At 45.0% G+C, this 15,631-nt stretch carries 20 protein-coding genes and 1 pseudogene; 2 read left to right on the forward strand and 19 right to left on the reverse strand.

Annotated elements, in window-relative coordinates; genetic code table 11:
- Window positions 1-52 precede the first annotated feature (52 nt).
- Window positions 53-586 carry a response regulator transcription factor gene (locus MKP07_RS26600; protein ID WP_394803704.1) on the forward strand — a complete coding sequence of 178 codons (534 nt, stop codon included), beginning with the start codon at window positions 53-55 and terminating at the stop codon, window positions 584-586.
- Between the two features lie 130 nt (window positions 587-716).
- Window positions 717-1,652 (forward strand): ROK family protein, encoded by a 936-nt coding sequence (locus MKP07_RS26605; RefSeq protein WP_240850279.1) that lies wholly within the window; start codon window positions 717-719, stop codon window positions 1,650-1,652.
- 29 nt (window positions 1,653-1,681) lie between these two features.
- Here MKP07_RS26605 and MKP07_RS41430 read toward each other — a convergent pair whose 3' ends face one another.
- The 19 genes and pseudogenes from MKP07_RS41430 to MKP07_RS26705 form a co-directional block, all read right to left on the reverse strand.
- On the reverse strand, window positions 1,682-2,209 hold the full coding sequence (locus MKP07_RS41430; protein WP_317236112.1) for a sulfatase family protein: 528 nt from the start codon (window positions 2,207-2,209) through the stop codon (window positions 1,682-1,684).
- Window positions 2,098-2,463, reverse strand: a complete 366-nt coding sequence (locus MKP07_RS41435; protein WP_240850280.1) for a hypothetical protein — start codon at window positions 2,461-2,463, stop codon at window positions 2,098-2,100. Before MKP07_RS41435 ends, MKP07_RS41430 begins: the two co-directional genes overlap by 112 nt.
- 56 nt (window positions 2,464-2,519) lie before the next feature.
- Window positions 2,520-3,044, reverse strand: coding sequence for a sulfatase family protein (locus MKP07_RS26620; RefSeq protein ID WP_240850281.1), 525 nt, complete (start codon window positions 3,042-3,044; stop codon window positions 2,520-2,522).
- Between the two features lie 181 nt (window positions 3,045-3,225).
- Window positions 3,226-3,705, reverse strand: a complete 480-nt coding sequence (locus MKP07_RS26625) for a polysaccharide lyase beta-sandwich domain-containing protein (RefSeq protein ID WP_240850282.1) — start codon at window positions 3,703-3,705, stop codon at window positions 3,226-3,228.
- Window positions 3,663-4,466, reverse strand: a complete 804-nt coding sequence (locus MKP07_RS26630) for a polysaccharide lyase family 8 super-sandwich domain-containing protein (RefSeq protein WP_240850283.1) — start codon at window positions 4,464-4,466, stop codon at window positions 3,663-3,665. The genes MKP07_RS26625 and MKP07_RS26630 overlap by 43 nt, the downstream gene beginning before the upstream one ends.
- Before the next feature lie 5 nt (window positions 4,467-4,471).
- On the reverse strand, window positions 4,472-6,316 hold the full coding sequence (locus MKP07_RS26635; RefSeq protein ID WP_317236113.1) for a chondroitinase family polysaccharide lyase: 1,845 nt from the start codon (window positions 6,314-6,316) through the stop codon (window positions 4,472-4,474).
- A 28-nt stretch (window positions 6,317-6,344) separates the two neighbouring features.
- Window positions 6,345-7,118 (reverse strand): glucosamine-6-phosphate deaminase, encoded by a 774-nt coding sequence (gene nagB / locus MKP07_RS26640; protein ID WP_240850284.1) that lies wholly within the window; start codon window positions 7,116-7,118, stop codon window positions 6,345-6,347.
- An 18-nt stretch (window positions 7,119-7,136) separates the two neighbouring features.
- Entirely contained in the window at window positions 7,137-8,690 is a 1,554-nt protein-coding gene (locus tag MKP07_RS26645; protein WP_240850285.1) for a sulfatase family protein, read from the reverse strand.
- Between the two features lie 18 nt (window positions 8,691-8,708).
- Window positions 8,709-9,485, reverse strand: a complete 777-nt coding sequence (locus MKP07_RS26650) for a heparin lyase I family protein (RefSeq protein WP_394803605.1) — start codon at window positions 9,483-9,485, stop codon at window positions 8,709-8,711.
- A gap of 106 nt (window positions 9,486-9,591) precedes the next feature.
- Window positions 9,592-9,852, reverse strand: a complete 261-nt coding sequence (locus MKP07_RS26655; protein WP_240850286.1) for a hypothetical protein — start codon at window positions 9,850-9,852, stop codon at window positions 9,592-9,594.
- A 231-nt stretch (window positions 9,853-10,083) separates the two neighbouring features.
- Window positions 10,084-10,524, reverse strand: coding sequence for an MFS transporter (locus tag MKP07_RS26660; protein WP_240850287.1), 441 nt, complete (start codon window positions 10,522-10,524; stop codon window positions 10,084-10,086).
- Window positions 10,503-11,215: pseudogene (locus MKP07_RS26665) on the reverse strand (MFS transporter). Before MKP07_RS26665 ends, MKP07_RS26660 begins: the two are co-directional and overlap by 22 nt.
- Window positions 11,216-11,232: 17 nt before the next feature.
- Window positions 11,233-12,186: an ROK family protein gene (locus MKP07_RS26675; protein ID WP_240850290.1), complete on the reverse strand. Its 954-nt coding sequence runs from the start codon at window positions 12,184-12,186 to the stop codon at window positions 11,233-11,235.
- A gap of 52 nt (window positions 12,187-12,238) precedes the next feature.
- Complete coding sequence (locus tag MKP07_RS26680) at window positions 12,239-12,601, reverse strand: hypothetical protein (protein ID WP_240850291.1); 363 nt, start codon at window positions 12,599-12,601, stop codon at window positions 12,239-12,241.
- Entirely contained in the window at window positions 12,565-13,161 is a 597-nt protein-coding gene (locus MKP07_RS26685) for a sulfatase-like hydrolase/transferase (RefSeq protein WP_240850292.1), read from the reverse strand. Before MKP07_RS26685 ends, MKP07_RS26680 begins: the two co-directional genes overlap by 37 nt.
- Before the next feature lie 16 nt (window positions 13,162-13,177).
- Window positions 13,178-13,765 (reverse strand): sulfatase-like hydrolase/transferase, encoded by a 588-nt coding sequence (locus MKP07_RS26690; protein ID WP_240850293.1) that lies wholly within the window; start codon window positions 13,763-13,765, stop codon window positions 13,178-13,180.
- Window positions 13,766-13,801: 36 nt separating this feature from the next.
- Window positions 13,802-14,680 (reverse strand): RagB/SusD family nutrient uptake outer membrane protein, encoded by an 879-nt coding sequence (locus MKP07_RS26695; RefSeq protein ID WP_240850294.1) that lies wholly within the window; start codon window positions 14,678-14,680, stop codon window positions 13,802-13,804.
- On the reverse strand, window positions 14,614-15,009 hold the full coding sequence (locus tag MKP07_RS26700; RefSeq protein ID WP_240850295.1) for a hypothetical protein: 396 nt from the start codon (window positions 15,007-15,009) through the stop codon (window positions 14,614-14,616). Before MKP07_RS26700 ends, MKP07_RS26695 begins: the two co-directional genes overlap by 67 nt.
- 5 nt (window positions 15,010-15,014) lie before the next feature.
- Entirely contained in the window at window positions 15,015-15,608 is a 594-nt protein-coding gene (locus MKP07_RS26705; RefSeq protein WP_240850296.1) for a RagB/SusD family nutrient uptake outer membrane protein, read from the reverse strand.
- Window positions 15,609-15,631: the final 23 nt, after the last annotated feature.

Genomic DNA, 15,631 nt, shown 5'->3' on the forward strand with positions numbered 1-15,631 from the left:
TACAGTTTTGTAAAAAGATCAAAAAAATATTATCACCTGTCATATACCCGTTATATTGCTGACGGCTAAAAGTGAACCTGCCCACCAGGTAAAGGGTCTGGAAGCAGGTGCTGACGATTATGTTACCAAGCCGTTTTCCCTTCCGGTATTGGATGCCAAGGTACAGAACATTCTACGGTCGAGGAGGCGTTTAAAAGAGTATTATTCCTCGGCAACAGAAATTGTTCCGGAAAATATAGCCCTCAATACCCTGGATGAAGAATTTTTACGTAAAGCAATCACCATTGTAGAAGAGAGTTTGAGCGATCCTGAGTTTTCTGTGCAGAAGTTTAGCCGGAATATTGGTATGAGCCGATCCAGTCTCTATCTAAAGCTAAAAGCTATAACCGGTGAATCTACTACCGATTTTATCAAGCGTATCAAATTTAAAAAGGCGGCAGAGCTACTGGAAACTAAAGCGCATTCTGTTACAGAGGTTGCTTACATGTCAGGGTTCAGTTCCCTATCTTACTTTTCAACATCATTTAAGCAATACTATGGTGTTTTGCCCACTGAATACATATCTGGCAAGCATACCCAGTCCTGAACGAATAAAAATCAACCATATCTAAATAAATAAAACCATCTTTAAAGTTCGCTTCTTGCCGCATGATGTTACTTTGAGGTAGAGGAAATAATTGTTTTCCTCAATATTTATTACATAAAAACCGACAGGAATGTATGCCATTGCCATTGACGTAGGTAGTACTTATTTAAGATGCGGCCTTATTAGCTTAAAGGGTGAGATAGCTTATTCGTTTAAAATGCCCTCAAAAGATGTGTTAACCGAAGGAGAAATAATTGCGTTAATAAATGTGGCGATTCGAAAATGTGCCGGTGCTGCCGATGGCAAAATCCTGGGCGTGGGCATCGGGTTTCCGGGTATTGTTGAAAATAATGTAATTCTTGGCGGTGCAGATAATCTGCCCGGTTTTCATCATGTAAATCTGGGGGCTGTAATTGCAGCATCAACCGGCTTAAATGTTATAGTAGACAATGATGCTAATATGATGGCCTGGGGAGAGATGCAGTTTGGTGCAGGTAAAAACTGCTCAGATGCCGTTTTTCTCAGTTTAGGAACAGGTATCGGAGGGAGTGCTATCATCAATAACAAATTGTATGGCGGTTACCGGAATAAGGGGACAGAATTCGGTCATATTATCATCAACTTTGACGGGCCTTCCTGTTCCTGTGGCGGCCGGGGCTGTTTTGAAGCTTATGCTTCTATTAAGGCGCTGATGCAGGACTACTCAAGGTTGAAAGGTATTGACAGTCCTGAAGTAAACAGGGAGCTGATCGCTGCCAAATATTTGACAGGCGAAGCTGCAGCAGTAGAAGTAATGGAAAGGCATTTTGAGTATATGGCCATTGGCATTACCAGCCTGATCCATATTTTCAGTCCTCAAAAAATGATCATTGGCGGGGGACTTTCGGACGGTACCGGTTTCTATGAGAAAGAAATCAGCAGCCGTGTGGCGAAACGGGTAATGCCTGATGCATTTACTAATTCCATGATTGTACGTGCCGGGATGGGAAACGAAGCTTGTCTTTTAGGATGCGCCAGCCGTGTTTTTGCTACGCCCATGCTCTTGAGCTCCAATGAGCGGGCTTGATAAGGCAGGAAATAACAGGTACATACAGATCATAATAACTTCTCAAACGAATCGCCATTCTTCCTGCACCATGTACCAAGGTATTGACGCATTTGTTGTAGTTGCTTTTTATATTTTGGCTTTACAGCCAGGTTATCCATTTCGCCCGGATCTTTTTGCAGGTCAAATAACTGTTCCCGTATTTGTCCTTTGCTATATACAATATATTTAAGGTTCTTAGTGATCACTGCACGCCCGCTGATGCCCAGCAATACATCGTTATCGGCAAAATCTGTTTCTATTACAAGAGTGTCCCGCAATATCGCGGCTGGGTTATTTAATCTTTTACTGATGTCTGCACCTTTCAGATAAGCAGGTGCCTTTATGCCCGCGAATCCGCAAATGGTGGGAATGATATCCGTGCCATTACATACCAGGGATTCATCAGTTTTCGATTGCCAGCTGTTCAGCTTAGATAGGATAAACGGAACACGGGCAGACTCTTCATATAGTACCTGTTTCTGATTCCAGGAGTGGGCTGCATAACCATCACCATGGTCTGCGGTGAAAAGAATGATCGTATTTTTTCGATGCCATATTTTGAAAGTGAGGACAGTACCATTTCAATATATTGATCTACTTTTTCCACCAGGCGGTTATAAGCCCAGCGATATTGTCTCCATTGATCACCCGTCCAGTTTACCGAAGGGTAAGTACGTACATTAGAGGCCTGCTGATCACGTACAATTTTTGGCTCATTGGCCGGGATAGCCCAGTTAGCGGGTAGCTGCGGGCATTGATGGGGAGGAGGAGCTGCGGCCAATACATCCATTTTTAACGCGTCTCCACGGGCCCATTCACAAATATCATGCGGGTTTAAAAAAGAAGCTACCAGTAAAAAGGTTGATCCTTATGCTCCTTAATAAACCGGGCGCAGTAGGAGGGTGTAGCTGCATCATTGTAATCCTGGAACTTAGTATTTTGTATAAAATCAAAACCATGCTGGCTGATCTTTTCCGCCGGTACCGGCAAATGCCATTTGCCCACATAGCCTGTTTGATAGCCTCCTTCCTTAAAGATCTTTCCCATCATCAGCAGGCTATCCGGCCACTGGCCATCTTTTTCAGGGGCATTACCAATAAAGCCTGTTTCAAAAGGCATTTTGCCACTGAATATAGAACTACGGGAGGGAGTGCATAGGGGTTGAGCACAATAAGCCCTTGTAAAGCGCACACCATTTGCCGCCAGCCGGTCCATCGCCGGAGTATGCAGGTCTTTGTTTCCCGCATGGCTCATAGCATCGGCGGTTTGCTGATCGGTCATAATGATCAGGATATTGGGGCGACTGTTCTGCTGGCCCCGGGCCATCACGTTGCAAAGAACCGTCAGGGCTAATAACAACCATCTATGCATATAATGATATTTAAATACTCAATAGTTAAAGGTTTAAGGTAAAAACTGCAACTGCTTTAAACTTTGAACCTGTTACCTTTAAATTAATCTTCTCCCTCTGTGCTTTCTCCGCGATGCTGCAATGGCAGATCAATACTTGCTCCATCTTTACAGAAGATGGAAAGGATCGTATGGCCATTTTTTACCATCGAAGAAACCAGCGATGGTATCTGTTGGGTAGCATGCCATTCCCCTTTACTGTTAATGTAATTACCTTTCCCTTGGCCCAGGCATTGGTAATACTGTCAGGCATATGCGACATATTATGATTCCAGCGGGCTTGTCCTATATCAGGACCGGCAACCGTTAACAGAAGATGGGTATTGGTCTCTTTAAATTGGGTCAATACAGGCGCATCGCTTTTAATCAACAGTCCACCTTTTAATACGGTATTGGGTTCAAACACGGCATAAGCCGTGATGCCGGTAGAAATGTGATGGATACTATGCGCTATATGGTCCTTCTGCAATATTTTATAAGTTTTGGATTGAAGATAGCGGTTGGGTTGCTGGTTGTGTAACAGGATGATATACTCATAACCAACTCCGGCGGGACTGGTACCATGATCCAGCCAGGCTTTCAGGTAAGCGCCTTCCACCGGGCTATAGCCGCACTCTTCCATTGGTAAGATTGTTGTTCAGCCTGTACCCAACGGATGGCCTGTCCTTTAGGGATAATATATTGAAGTCCGTTTTGATCTGTAAAGTAACCCCCATCTGCTTTTTGTAGGGTTGGTGAAGTGATAACCTTACCATTAAAATAATTAGGTCGTTTTTCGTTGGCCTGGTATTGAAAAAGTGTTGTTACGGTATTGTACCGGCTGTCGCTGTTGCGGATACCTGAGCCCAGGCAAATGATCTCATCGTCTATAAAAAACCAGGATTTCCGGGCCCGGAAACTGTTGTCAAAAAGAGACCGGTCTGTATCTGGAAAAACATCATCTCTCAGATCCAACGCGAAAAGACCATTGGTTTCTTGTTTTAAACCACTTGCAACCACACTTTCTGAAAAGTTGCGGTGTTTGCCTTCCACGTATTTTTCATCTGCCTGCGGGTAATACAGCACTTTATCTGCCGGTAGCTTTTTGGTAGTGGCACCAGGAAGCATGGACCAGTCAAACCCTTCATTTAATGCCAGCCCCATACCATCAAAACCATCTTTCTCATCACCTTGTGCCGTAACCAGCATACCGTGGCTCAGGTAACGCCCCATATTGTTTTCTCCCTTACCGCCCTCATAGTCCCACACATACTTATTGTAACCCTTTACCGTAGCAAATGCTTTGCCACGGCGATAAGCGAGCAGGCCGGAGTAAGGCATTACAGTTACACCATCTGAAGGCTTGTGTTGTATATTGTCCATTTTACGATGCAGGCGTACCATCAAGCTCAGCGTACCATAAGTGCCGGAATAAGTGAGCGCGGCAGCAGCATTTTATTGATCTCTTCAGGTTTGGCAATGGTGTAAATGTAGTTGTAGAGTGACGCCAGCTCCGGGTCGCGGATGCTATCCCCGGCCATACTCATATACGCAAAGGCAGGCATACTGTGACCATCTATAGAACTGTTGCTTAAAGGAAAGCGGCCGCTTACGCCATAATGTATTTGTACCCCGTAAGCTATCGCAGCCTGTTGTTTTAATGCTGCTGTCAGGTTATGGGTAGATACAGTACTCATGGCATATTGTGTGCCTTCCAGCAACCAGTGGATCAGCGCCATTGTATTTAAAGCGTTGGTACCATACGCATTGAGGTAAGTGCCTCTGTGATGATAAATAGAATAATCAGGCTTAAAGGTGTCGCTGTAGCCCGGTGAAAAAGATGCTACATAATCCATGTACTGTTGAAACTGCTCCAGCAACTGTTGTTTGCGGGCTCCATCTTCCATCAGTAAAATCGTAATCAGCTTCACCATCGCGCCACCGCGCACTTTATCAGAGTTTTCACCGCGCGTGGCATCCAGCTCTAACAAGCTGCCCATGCGTGTATGCCAGATCAGCATATCTAATTGTGGCTTTAGTTTGTTTTGTGCTTTTAATTCATCCCGCATCAGGAAAATAGCCGTGGCAATAGGCGTTAATCGTATCACATGATCAACGGTTCCGATGGCGCTTCCGGATGCCCATCCCTGGTCGAGAAAGTAATCCAATGCAGCCAGTAGCTGCTCTTTTGAAGAAGTGCTTTTGTTGATCCGGTAATCTACAGCCAATGGAAACAAAAGCGTTTGTGCAACGTTATCAAATACCTGACCCGCTGCAGCCGGGTGCTCGTCGCGGATGGCAAATAAAGGAACGCCGTTGACAGTGCCATTTACGCTCTTTATCTTTAATTGGTCGTAGGTGTTTCTTGCTGCTTTTAATTTGCCCTGCATCAAATTTTCTATCCCTGTATTTCGTTGCTTCCAATCTGAGCTCTGATCTCCCAGTATTAAAAACTCTAAACGTTCGGTGATCCTGCGGCTTTCGGCCGCCAGATCAGTTATATTTACCGGACTATTAAAAACAGCACTGTTATATGCTTTAAAGGGTTTTAGTATTTCATAGCCGTCAGCAGACCGTAGATTCCGTTTTTTATTTTCGAATTGAAGGTCGGAACTTCTTTTATTCGAGACGAAGTTGAGCAAGGTGAGGTGATCAATGAAGAGCTTTCCTTCGTCCTGAGTTACATTTTTCGGGAGTATGACCAACGCCTGCAAGTCATCACTTCCTTTATACCCCGGTACCCGGGCGTCTTCCTCAAAGCAAACCCATACTGTTCGCCAGCCGGTAAAATCGAGGTTGACAGAAAATCGATATTTGGGAGCATGCTTTGCTGTTGCAAGGCTGCTTCCTGCCTGAAAAACCAGCTGACCGGATGTAGGCTTCTTCTGGTACAGCCAGATCTTAATGCCGCCAAATCTGTCCCGGGCATAAAACGACGGCTCATACATTTCAGGGATACCTCCGGGGTAAGGCATGCCTGCTTCTTTCAGTCCCCTGAGACCGGTAATTTCCAGTGAGGCATCCTTTTTCCAGTTCCAGCAAAGAGAGTGTTGTCCCTCTTTGTAGTGCTCCGATGAAATATGAAGTGTGCTGTTTCGGGCCTGCCAGCTTTCGGTATCTGCATCAGTTTCAAAACCATACCGCCCCGTAACAATTTTTTCTGCTATCGTGTTTTTTGTGCTACAATACCGGTTGTTGCAAATAATGCCAACATTATTAACAGGTGCACTTTTGTCTTTATCTGCATATATTATTGCGTGGTTTAGTAATTACTTCCAACTTTTATGCTTCGGACTGCATGGGTACTTCTGAAAGTTCGGCTGCTGCTTCCTTGTCCAGTACCCATCTTACCGAAGGCCGTGTTTGCAGGTAGGATGCGGGTATATGCTCATCAACATTAGCTTCTATAGCCTTTTTAATAATAGCTGCTTTATTTTGTCCCCAGCCTGCAATAATAATTTCCCTTGCCTGCATAATAGTGGATATGCCTACAGTAATAGCTTCTGTAGGAGTAAATGATATGCTGCCAAAGTCTGCGGCTGCATCCTCAATCGTAATGTTGTGCAAAGACACAAGCCTTGTAATGGTGTCGGCACTAACAGGTGGTTCATTAAAGCCAATATGCCCTGTGCGACCAATGCCCAATAGTTGTAGGTCGATGCCGCCCGCATTTTTTATCTGGGCTTCGTATCCCCGGCAAAAAGCCGGTATATGGTTTCTGGCCAGGGCACCATCGGGTATATGAATATTTTGGGCAGATATATCAATATGGCTAAAAAGATGATGGTGCATAAACCATGCATAACTCTGGTGGCTGGATGGCCGCATGGGATAATACTCATCCAGGTTAAAAGTCACCACATGCTTGAAGCTAAGGCCTTCAGTTTTATGTATTCTTACCAGCTCCTCATATACTCCAATGGGCGTACTACCGGTAGCCAAACCCAATACAACGGGTTTATTCTCTTCCTGTCTGCGTTTTACCAAATTGGCGATATACCGTGCAATGGCCCTGGAGCCTTCCATTTTATTATCAAACACTTGTATCTGTCTCATACCGCTTTTAAAAGTTTATTATTTCCCGGTTCCGAAAATAGCTGCTGCTTCTTTATCTCCATAATGCTTGATTTGTTTTGCCAACTCTTTCTTTAAAGATGTTGCAAGTACCTTCATCTTAGGATCGGAATAAATATTTTTCATTTCCCTGGGGTCTTTTTCAAGGTCGAATAATTCCCAGCTTTCTATTTTGTTATAAAACCGGATAAGTTTATACCGGTGGGTTTTAATACCAAAATGCGGTGATACGGCATGTTCCCCGTTTTCATAATAATGATAATACAGAGTATTGCGCCCTGCGTATTTTTTATTTTGCAGTAATGGTAAAAAAGAAATGCCCTGCATCCGGTCTGGAACCGCGCCATCAGCCAGGTCAATAAAAGTAGGAGCCAGGTCAATATTCATCACATAGTCGTTGATCACGCTGCCGGGTTTGATCACACCGGGATAGCGCATTAGCATCGGTGTTCTGAAAGATTCTTCGTACATAAAGCGTTTGTCAAACCAGCCATGTTCGCCCATGTAAAATCCCTGGTCAGACATATAAATAACGAGTGTATTTTTAGAGAGACCGTTTTGATCCAGGTAGTCCAGGGTTTTGCCGATATTGCGATCCAGCGAAGCTGCTGTTGACAGGTAATCTTTCATATAGCGTTGAAATTTCCATTCAGTCAATGCATTTCCCTGGGGTGCCTTAGCATGCAGATCCGCTTTTATTTTATTGTAGTAAGCAAACCACTGTTTTTTTTGGTCTGCAGTCATCCGCTTTACACTATTTTCAATTGCCAGAGAGTCCCCCGTTTCATATATTTTCAAATCGTGTGCCATGCGCATCGTTTTAGCAATGGTCATATCCTGTGCTGCAGCAGCTTCTCGTGTTGCATAGTTGTCAAAGAAATTCTCTGGTAAGTCAAAGTTGATATTGTCATACCTGCCGAGGTCTTCCAGGGCAGGCATCCAGGTACGGTGAGTAGCTTTATGCCCTATAACGAGGCAGAAAGGTTTGGAAGGATCGCGGCGCTCCAGCCAGTTCTCTGCTTCTTCAGTAATAATATCTGTAACATAACCCTGGTAGCGCCGGGTGGTATTGCCGGTTTGTATAAAATCAGGATTATAATATTGCCCTTGTCCCGGAAGAATGCTATAGTAGTCCAGCCCTTGCGGGATACTGTCACCCAGGTGCATTTTACCTATCCAGGCAGTTTGATAACCCGATTTCTGTAAAACTTTGGCAAAGCTTTCCTGGCTAAAATTAAAATTGAAACTTACGTTGTCTTTAAAACCATTGATATGGCTGTAAGTGCCGGTAAGAATACTGGCCCTGCTGGGGCCACAAATGGAATTCGTTACATAAGCTTTATTAAATAAAGCTCCTTCCTTTGCTAACCGGTCGATACCCGGTGTTTGTATTTGCCGGTTGCCATAGGCACTGATGGTTTGAAAAGCATGATCATCTGAAAGGATCAATACAATATTCGGGCGTTGCGCATGCACGACACCGGCTAGTAATAATAGTAGCAAACCAGGTTGCAAAGCCCGCTTAGCGAAATCCCATAATTTTAACTGCTTCATCTTTTTATTTTTTTTCCTTTATCGTTGTTCCTGCCGGTATCCCGCGAGATTATAAACGACAGGCACCGTGCTGCTCCCAACCCGGTAAATACCAAACTTAAAATAATAACCGCTATCGTCGTTTCTCCCAATGGCGATCGTTTGATCATTGACAATACGATTGCTTACTTTCTTTTTACCGTTATGGTACTGCATCACAACATCCAGCTTGCCGGGCTGTTTCATTTTGTTACTGGATCCCTCATATACCGACCAGTCGATCGCTACTGTAAATGTAACCCAGGTATCTTTGGGAAAAGAATTAAATGAACTTTTGTAGGCTATGGTTGAGGTTTTATATGCAGAGCTCACCGGCACCATAATAGCATCTTTCGCTGGGTTTGCCAGTGTTCGGTCGGTTTTATCGGTCATCCATTTGCTATCCGAATTAGCCTTTATATAAAACATGTTATTGGAAAATCCGAATGCCAGCGGGGTATCCTCCCTGCTCGATCTTCCAGCCATTTTTTTGCCTGCTTTGAAATACTCTTTGCCGTTACTGTTTACTGCTTTTATTTTTTCATGTCCCTGGTCTTTTGCAAACACCATACTATCGCTCAAACCTACAAATTGTTCTGGTGTCAATAGCAAAACCCTGCCTGAGGGGTCCTGTACAAGCGTGCGGGAAGGCATTCCATGCCATTGGGCAAAGATGGTGTTGACATCGGCAGGCAAACCTGCAGGAATGTATACTGAAAAAGTATAGGTCCACTTCGAACCTTGCCCGCACTGTCCCTTACCCCTGTCGTAAACCATTTTTAGTATCTGGTCTGTTGTATATGTATTGGAGGGTAGTCCTTTATAGTCATCTGTTGTAGCATAGCAATAACAGAGTTCTGCACGACCCTTGGTACTGCCTTCTTCATAGCCTTCCAGTGAGTTGTCCTCCTTTTAACTCAAACCGGTAAGAGGGTTTCCCGTTAAAGGAAACGGCGGCATCTTTTTGTATAGAATAAGGCTTGTTGATGCCTACCGCTACCCAGGCGTTATCTACTATGTCAATTTTCCTGGCGGTATCTGCCTGTACATTTACCCTGGTTGCTACCGGGGTCGATGCGGTTTTCTGAGCCGTAGTGTGCAATGTCAATAATACCGGCGCAATGGCTAAGATTATTTTTTTCATTAGTAATTTTTGATACCGGCCTGACTATAGAAGCCGGTGTTTCTTTGTTTAGTAAGCTTCAGATCTTTGTTAATTACGTTTTCAATTGTACACTTCGTATTGCAGGTTACTTTTTAGCGAAAAGCTCTTTTACGCTCAACGTTTTATTATTAACCAGGGGTTTTGCGTACACCGCTATAAAAAACAGGTATCCCAGTGTTATGTAAAGAAATAACAGCGCATAGCGCAGGCCTATGAGGTCTCTAATGCGCCTACAATAAAAGGTACTAATGCGCCTCCAAAGATACCTGAACATAATATGCCCGAGAAAGAGCCATGATGCTTGCTGACGGAATTGAGTGCCAGTGAAAAAACGATGGAGAACATTACTGAAATAGTAAAACCAGCTGCGGGAAAGGCCCATAAGGATAATTGCCTGTTGCCCAGCAAAGCGATGCTCAATATTATTGCAGATAAGATGCAGGCCACTTTTAGTACCTGCCTGGAATCCCAGAGCTTTAATACCGCTAAACCTAATAAACAACCCATGGTCATCAATCCCCAGAACCAGGCAACCGCATTAGCACCGTCGCTGGCCGGATCTACCTGGTGGTACTGCTTTAAAAATTCCGACATCCAGTTGGCCAGTGATTGTTCGGTGCCCACATAAGCTACAATGCCCAGGAAGAACAACCAAACATCCCTTTTTGCAGGAGTTCCCGGTATGCAGAGGCTGCGCCGGACTTTTCATCTTCCTTTAATTCTACCTTAGGTATCCTTATTATTGCCAGCAATACAAGCATAATAAGAAATATCAGGCTGAATATCCAATACAGGGCCGTCCAGTGTAACCCGTTTTGTACCAGTTCTCCCAACAGGCCTGCTATTGAATGTGTAACTGGCTGCTCAGTTAGTTCCCGCATGAGATAGGTAAAGATAAACGGGCTTATAAAAGATGCCAGTCCAAAAACCAGCTGTCCCATTACTGAAAAGAACGCAAAGTTTTCTTCACCACCGGCAACACGCATCAACGGGTTAATGATAACCTGCAGCATGGCCATACCTATACCAATTATAAATAATGAGGCCAGTGCCATACCGTATTGAGGGATAAAGGCAAAGAGTAGCGCGCCAATAAGATTAAGGGTAAAAGCAATCAACATTGATTTTTTTCTCCCAGCCTTTCGATCATGATGCCTGCCGGAACCGACATGATCCCGTAAGCCAGGAAAAAGGAAAATGGGAGAAAGGCCGCCATAGTTAAGCTAAGCCGGTAGGTTTCTATAATAACGGGCATAAGTGGCCCAAGTATATTCGTTACAAAAGATATAACGAACCATATCAGTAAAATCACACCCACTAAAAAACGATTAGTTTGTTGCATGCTGAATCATTGAAGGATTATAGAAGGTTGATTATAGGATGTACTGCGTGGGACCGGAACACTTTTGCGGCGCAACCTTGAACTCCTGCTTTATTACCTAATGCAGCCGCAATCAAAGTTGTTTGCCCGCTGGTAGCCGGCATAGCGAGTTTTTTTACTCTTTCGCGTAACTCAAGGATATAAAAGTCACCGGCTTCGCTGATACCGCCACCAATCACTACCTTTTCGGGACTAAAAATATTAATGTATCCGGCAATGCCCGCTGCCATATGATCCAGGTGATAGTTCATCGCGTTTATTGCTATAGCGTCCTGTTGCCAATAACGTTCCATAATATATTTTCCGTCTGCTGATTTGGGGGCGCCCTCTTTCAGCAACCGGTAGCGGTCTATTAAAGCTGTTACGGAAGCATAAGCCTCAAAGCAGCCGCGCGAGCCACAGGAGCAGGGTATACCTTCGTGCCGGATGATGATATGCCCAAGCTCAGTGCCGCGATTTTTATAGCCACCGTATAACTGGTTATTGATCACCAGTGCTCCGCCTATACCAGTGCCAACGGTCAGGAATACTATATCGCTGCATCCTTTTGCAGCGCCATAGATCCACTCGCCCATGCCCATCATATTGGCATCATTATCCAGGAAGATGTTATAACCTGTTTTTGTTTCCAGCAATGCCCCGAGAGGCAGATCTTCAAACCCCGGCAGGTTATCAGCTCCGCCAATTACTGTGTTGTTTTCTACAATGCCCGGAAAGCCAATTCCAACGCCGCAAATAACGCCGCTGCAGCTATTGGCAGTTGATTCGGCCTGCTTAATACAGGATACTATTTGTTCGATAATGCCTGCTTCACCCGCATTTTTATCCAATGGTTCTGAGAAAGACCGGAGCAGGCTTCCATCTTCTGCTACCAGGCCGCATTTCAGTGCAGAGCCTCCTACATCTATTCCTATTGCTAATGGTTGGTTCACCGATAAATTTTTAAGCCTAAACCTGTAATCTTAAAGTTGGCGTTGACTGCAATTATTTTAAGTAATCGTATACTGAATCCAGCTTGAACTGGCGGATCGCATCTGAATTGGGATGCGCCCGTTTGTCAATATCACTAAAGTAAGGCGCCTTATCCCAAATGCTTGCATCGCCGCCTGTTGAACGTGGATCTTTGGTTTGTACCAGATACTCCTGCATTTGTGCTGCAAGCTTTTCTTTTACATTTTTATACGCCGGATCAGCGGCAAGATTATGCATCTCATCCGGATCACGAAGAATATCGAATAACTCTTCTGCGGGGCGTTTGCCCATGCCCAGCTCGAACAGCGGTTTAACCGCCGGGTTATCTTTGTTGGCGATCAGGTAAAACTTGGCCGGACCCGGATAGTTGAGCATATAGGGATCAATATCTCCATATAGGGAGGGTCGCCGGCAGCCCAACGGTTGGGTTCGTAGTTGCGAATATATAGGTATTGCGAGGTACGTATAGCACGACCCGGATAGCCCATACCATGCTGACGTACGAAAGCATGCCTTTCACGACCTAAGACTACAAATTCTCTTTTGGCAACCGTATCCCTATTATTTTTATCTAAAACAGGCAACAGGCTTTTAGCGGTAACTGCCGATGGTATAGCTACACCGGCAAGTTCGAGAAAGGTAGGTGCCAGGTCATTCAAGGTAACCAGTTCATTAGCTACAGTACCTTTGCTAAACTTGCCTGGCCAGGAAATGATCAGGGGAACATGGGTTCCAAAATCATAGAGGTTGGCCAGGCCGCGGGGCATTTGCCAGCCGTTATCACTGCATACTACCACGATGGTGTTTTCCAGCTCTCCGCTTTGCCTCAGAAGCCTGAGGGCGTCGCCCAGTTCTTTGTCGAACATTTCTATAGCGTAATAGTAATCAGCAATGTCCTTGCGCACCGAGTCATTATCCGGTAAATACCGCGGCACTTTAATCTTTGAAAGGTCAATACCTGCTTTTTCGCCACTGCTCTACTTCGTAGGGACGGTGAGGGTGCAGGCTGCTGATCCAGTAGGTCCAGGGGGCATCTTTCTTTTTCAGTTGTAGAAATTCTTCAAAACTCTTGTAGGGGTTACCGGCAGGATTATGCTTACGTCCATTAGCTTCAAAGCTGCCGGGTCCCCAGCCTTTTCCCTGGAAGCCTACTTCGTAGCCGGAAGCCTCCAGTAAATCGGTATATAAAGGATATTCGGTAGGTAAGATACTCCAGAGATTAGCACCTTCTTTTAGTCTCCAGATGTCCTGCCCCGTCAAATAACCGGCCCTGGAAGGCGTACAGGAAGGTGAGTTGCAAAAAGCATTAGTGAAGCGTACACCTTCGCCCGCTATACTATCCATTTGTGGTGTGCGTACAGTTGAGTCCCCATAAACACCTACATGGATCGCCGATTGGTTGTCGGACATAATGATCAATATATTCGGACGCTTAGCGGTTTCCTTTTCGGCAGGAGCATTACACCCGGCAACGGTCAGTAAAGCGATAGCAACGATCATCCATCGAAGGTTCTTACTACTATTGGCTATTTCATTCATTCCAAATAAGTTTAAATATGTGAACAGTATCTGCTGTTAATACCCCGGGTTTTGACGACCGATATTTTTATTAACGTCAGTTTCATTTTGCGGGAAAGGATATAACTCATGCTTGCCCGGTACGAAATTCGCTCCTGCTGGATAGGGGTAGGTAGCCCTGATCGCCTGCACCTTTTGATAGGTTTCTTGTATTTTGGTACCTAACAGGTTCCAGCGTATTAAATCTGCCCGGCGCATGCCTTCAAAACAAAGCTCTTTGGCCCGTTCGCTGATCAACGTATCCAGGAAGGCTTTCTTATTTAAGCCCGAAGGAATATTGATACTTGCGGCATCGGGCTTTGCTGCCAGCGCTGCTGTAATTACCGCACCGGTCCCGCCGCCACCTGTGATGGTAACTGTTGGAGCTGAAGTGTAACCGAAACCTGTATTGTAGAGCGTTACTTCTGTGATACGGCCACTGCTACGACCGGATACAATTGCATTTGCGTAATTACCGCCACCGCCGGTAATGGTTAAAGTGGGTGCTGATGTATAACCAGATCCGCCATTAGTAATGGAAAGAATAATTGCATTACCCGGCATATCCAGTCCGTAAGCTCTTCTGCGTACCTGGTTGATCGCGTTCAGGGCTACCTGGTTAGGTCCATCGTTCAGCTCGTTCTCTACTTCTGCCTGCATTAGTAACAGGTCAGCGTAACGCATGATTACGGTATTGATATTGGTACTGCCTATTTCTGTAGGCGAATTGGTTTGGTACTCACGGTTCCATTTACCAACAGTCCAGTTTTGATCGCCGGTTCCTGTAACAATGTATACCCGGTTTCCTGCGGCGTCAATCCTGAATCTTGCTATAGCAAAATCTTTTCTGAAGTCCCCGTTCTGAAAACTTTCATAAAAGGACGTACTGCCAGGCACCTGGCAGAAGTGCCACCATATACACCTGTTGCTGTAGCTGGTGCATTAAAGTACCCGTAACGAGACGCATTGGGTGCTTCACCGGCCGGGCCGGTTGGTGTATAAAAAGCGATTTCGAAGATACTCTCTGTAGGCTCCAATACATGCTTAGATTGATTGATAAATACCTGCGGATAACTTGTGTTCAATTTATACGGATTGGCAGCCATAATGTCATTGATCTGCTGCTGTGCCAATGTATAATATTCCTTGTAATTGTTGGGCCGCTGCATTTGCCCGTTCGGTTGCAAAGAAAAACCTCCGGCAAATAAAGCAACACGCGCCAGCATGGCTTTTACAGCCCACCTGTTGACACGCTCGTTGGTGGGGGTGCTACGGGGAGCAGGTCGGCCGCTTCCTGCATATCTTTAATAATCTGTGTATAGATGACAGACCGGTCAGTCAGCCCCGGTTTTAAATCAGCACCTGCTTTGGATGCGGTTGTTTTAAAAGGTACATCACCCCACAAGCGAACCAGTTCAGAATAGTAAAAGCCACGTAGAAATTTAGCCTCTCCAAGCATACGGTTTAATTGAGCCTTCTCTGTTTCTGTCCCGCTGGTATAAGTTTGCATCTTTGGAATTTGTTCCAATACCACATTAGCTCTGTCGATACCCTGGTACAGGGCGCTCCAGCTGCCATAAAACATATCGGTTTCGGGAATCCCGGTATAGTGTGGTATGATCCGCCAGTTATCGGCAGCAATACCTGAAGTTTGTCCGATGTCACTGTCGTTATCAAAAACCATCGGGATATTCCATCCATATCCGCTCCAGGTAGATACCGCTCCATAAATACCCAGGGTAGCCATATTGGCTTCGTCTATGTTAGAATAAAAATTATCGCTGGTAAAGTAGGAGTAAGGTTTTGTTTCCAGTACTTTTTGCAACCACCCGTTATGATAAGGCCACA

Source organism: Paraniabella hibiscisoli, assembly GCF_022512515.1.
GTDB lineage: Bacteria > Bacteroidota > Bacteroidia > Chitinophagales > Chitinophagaceae > Niabella > Niabella hibiscisoli.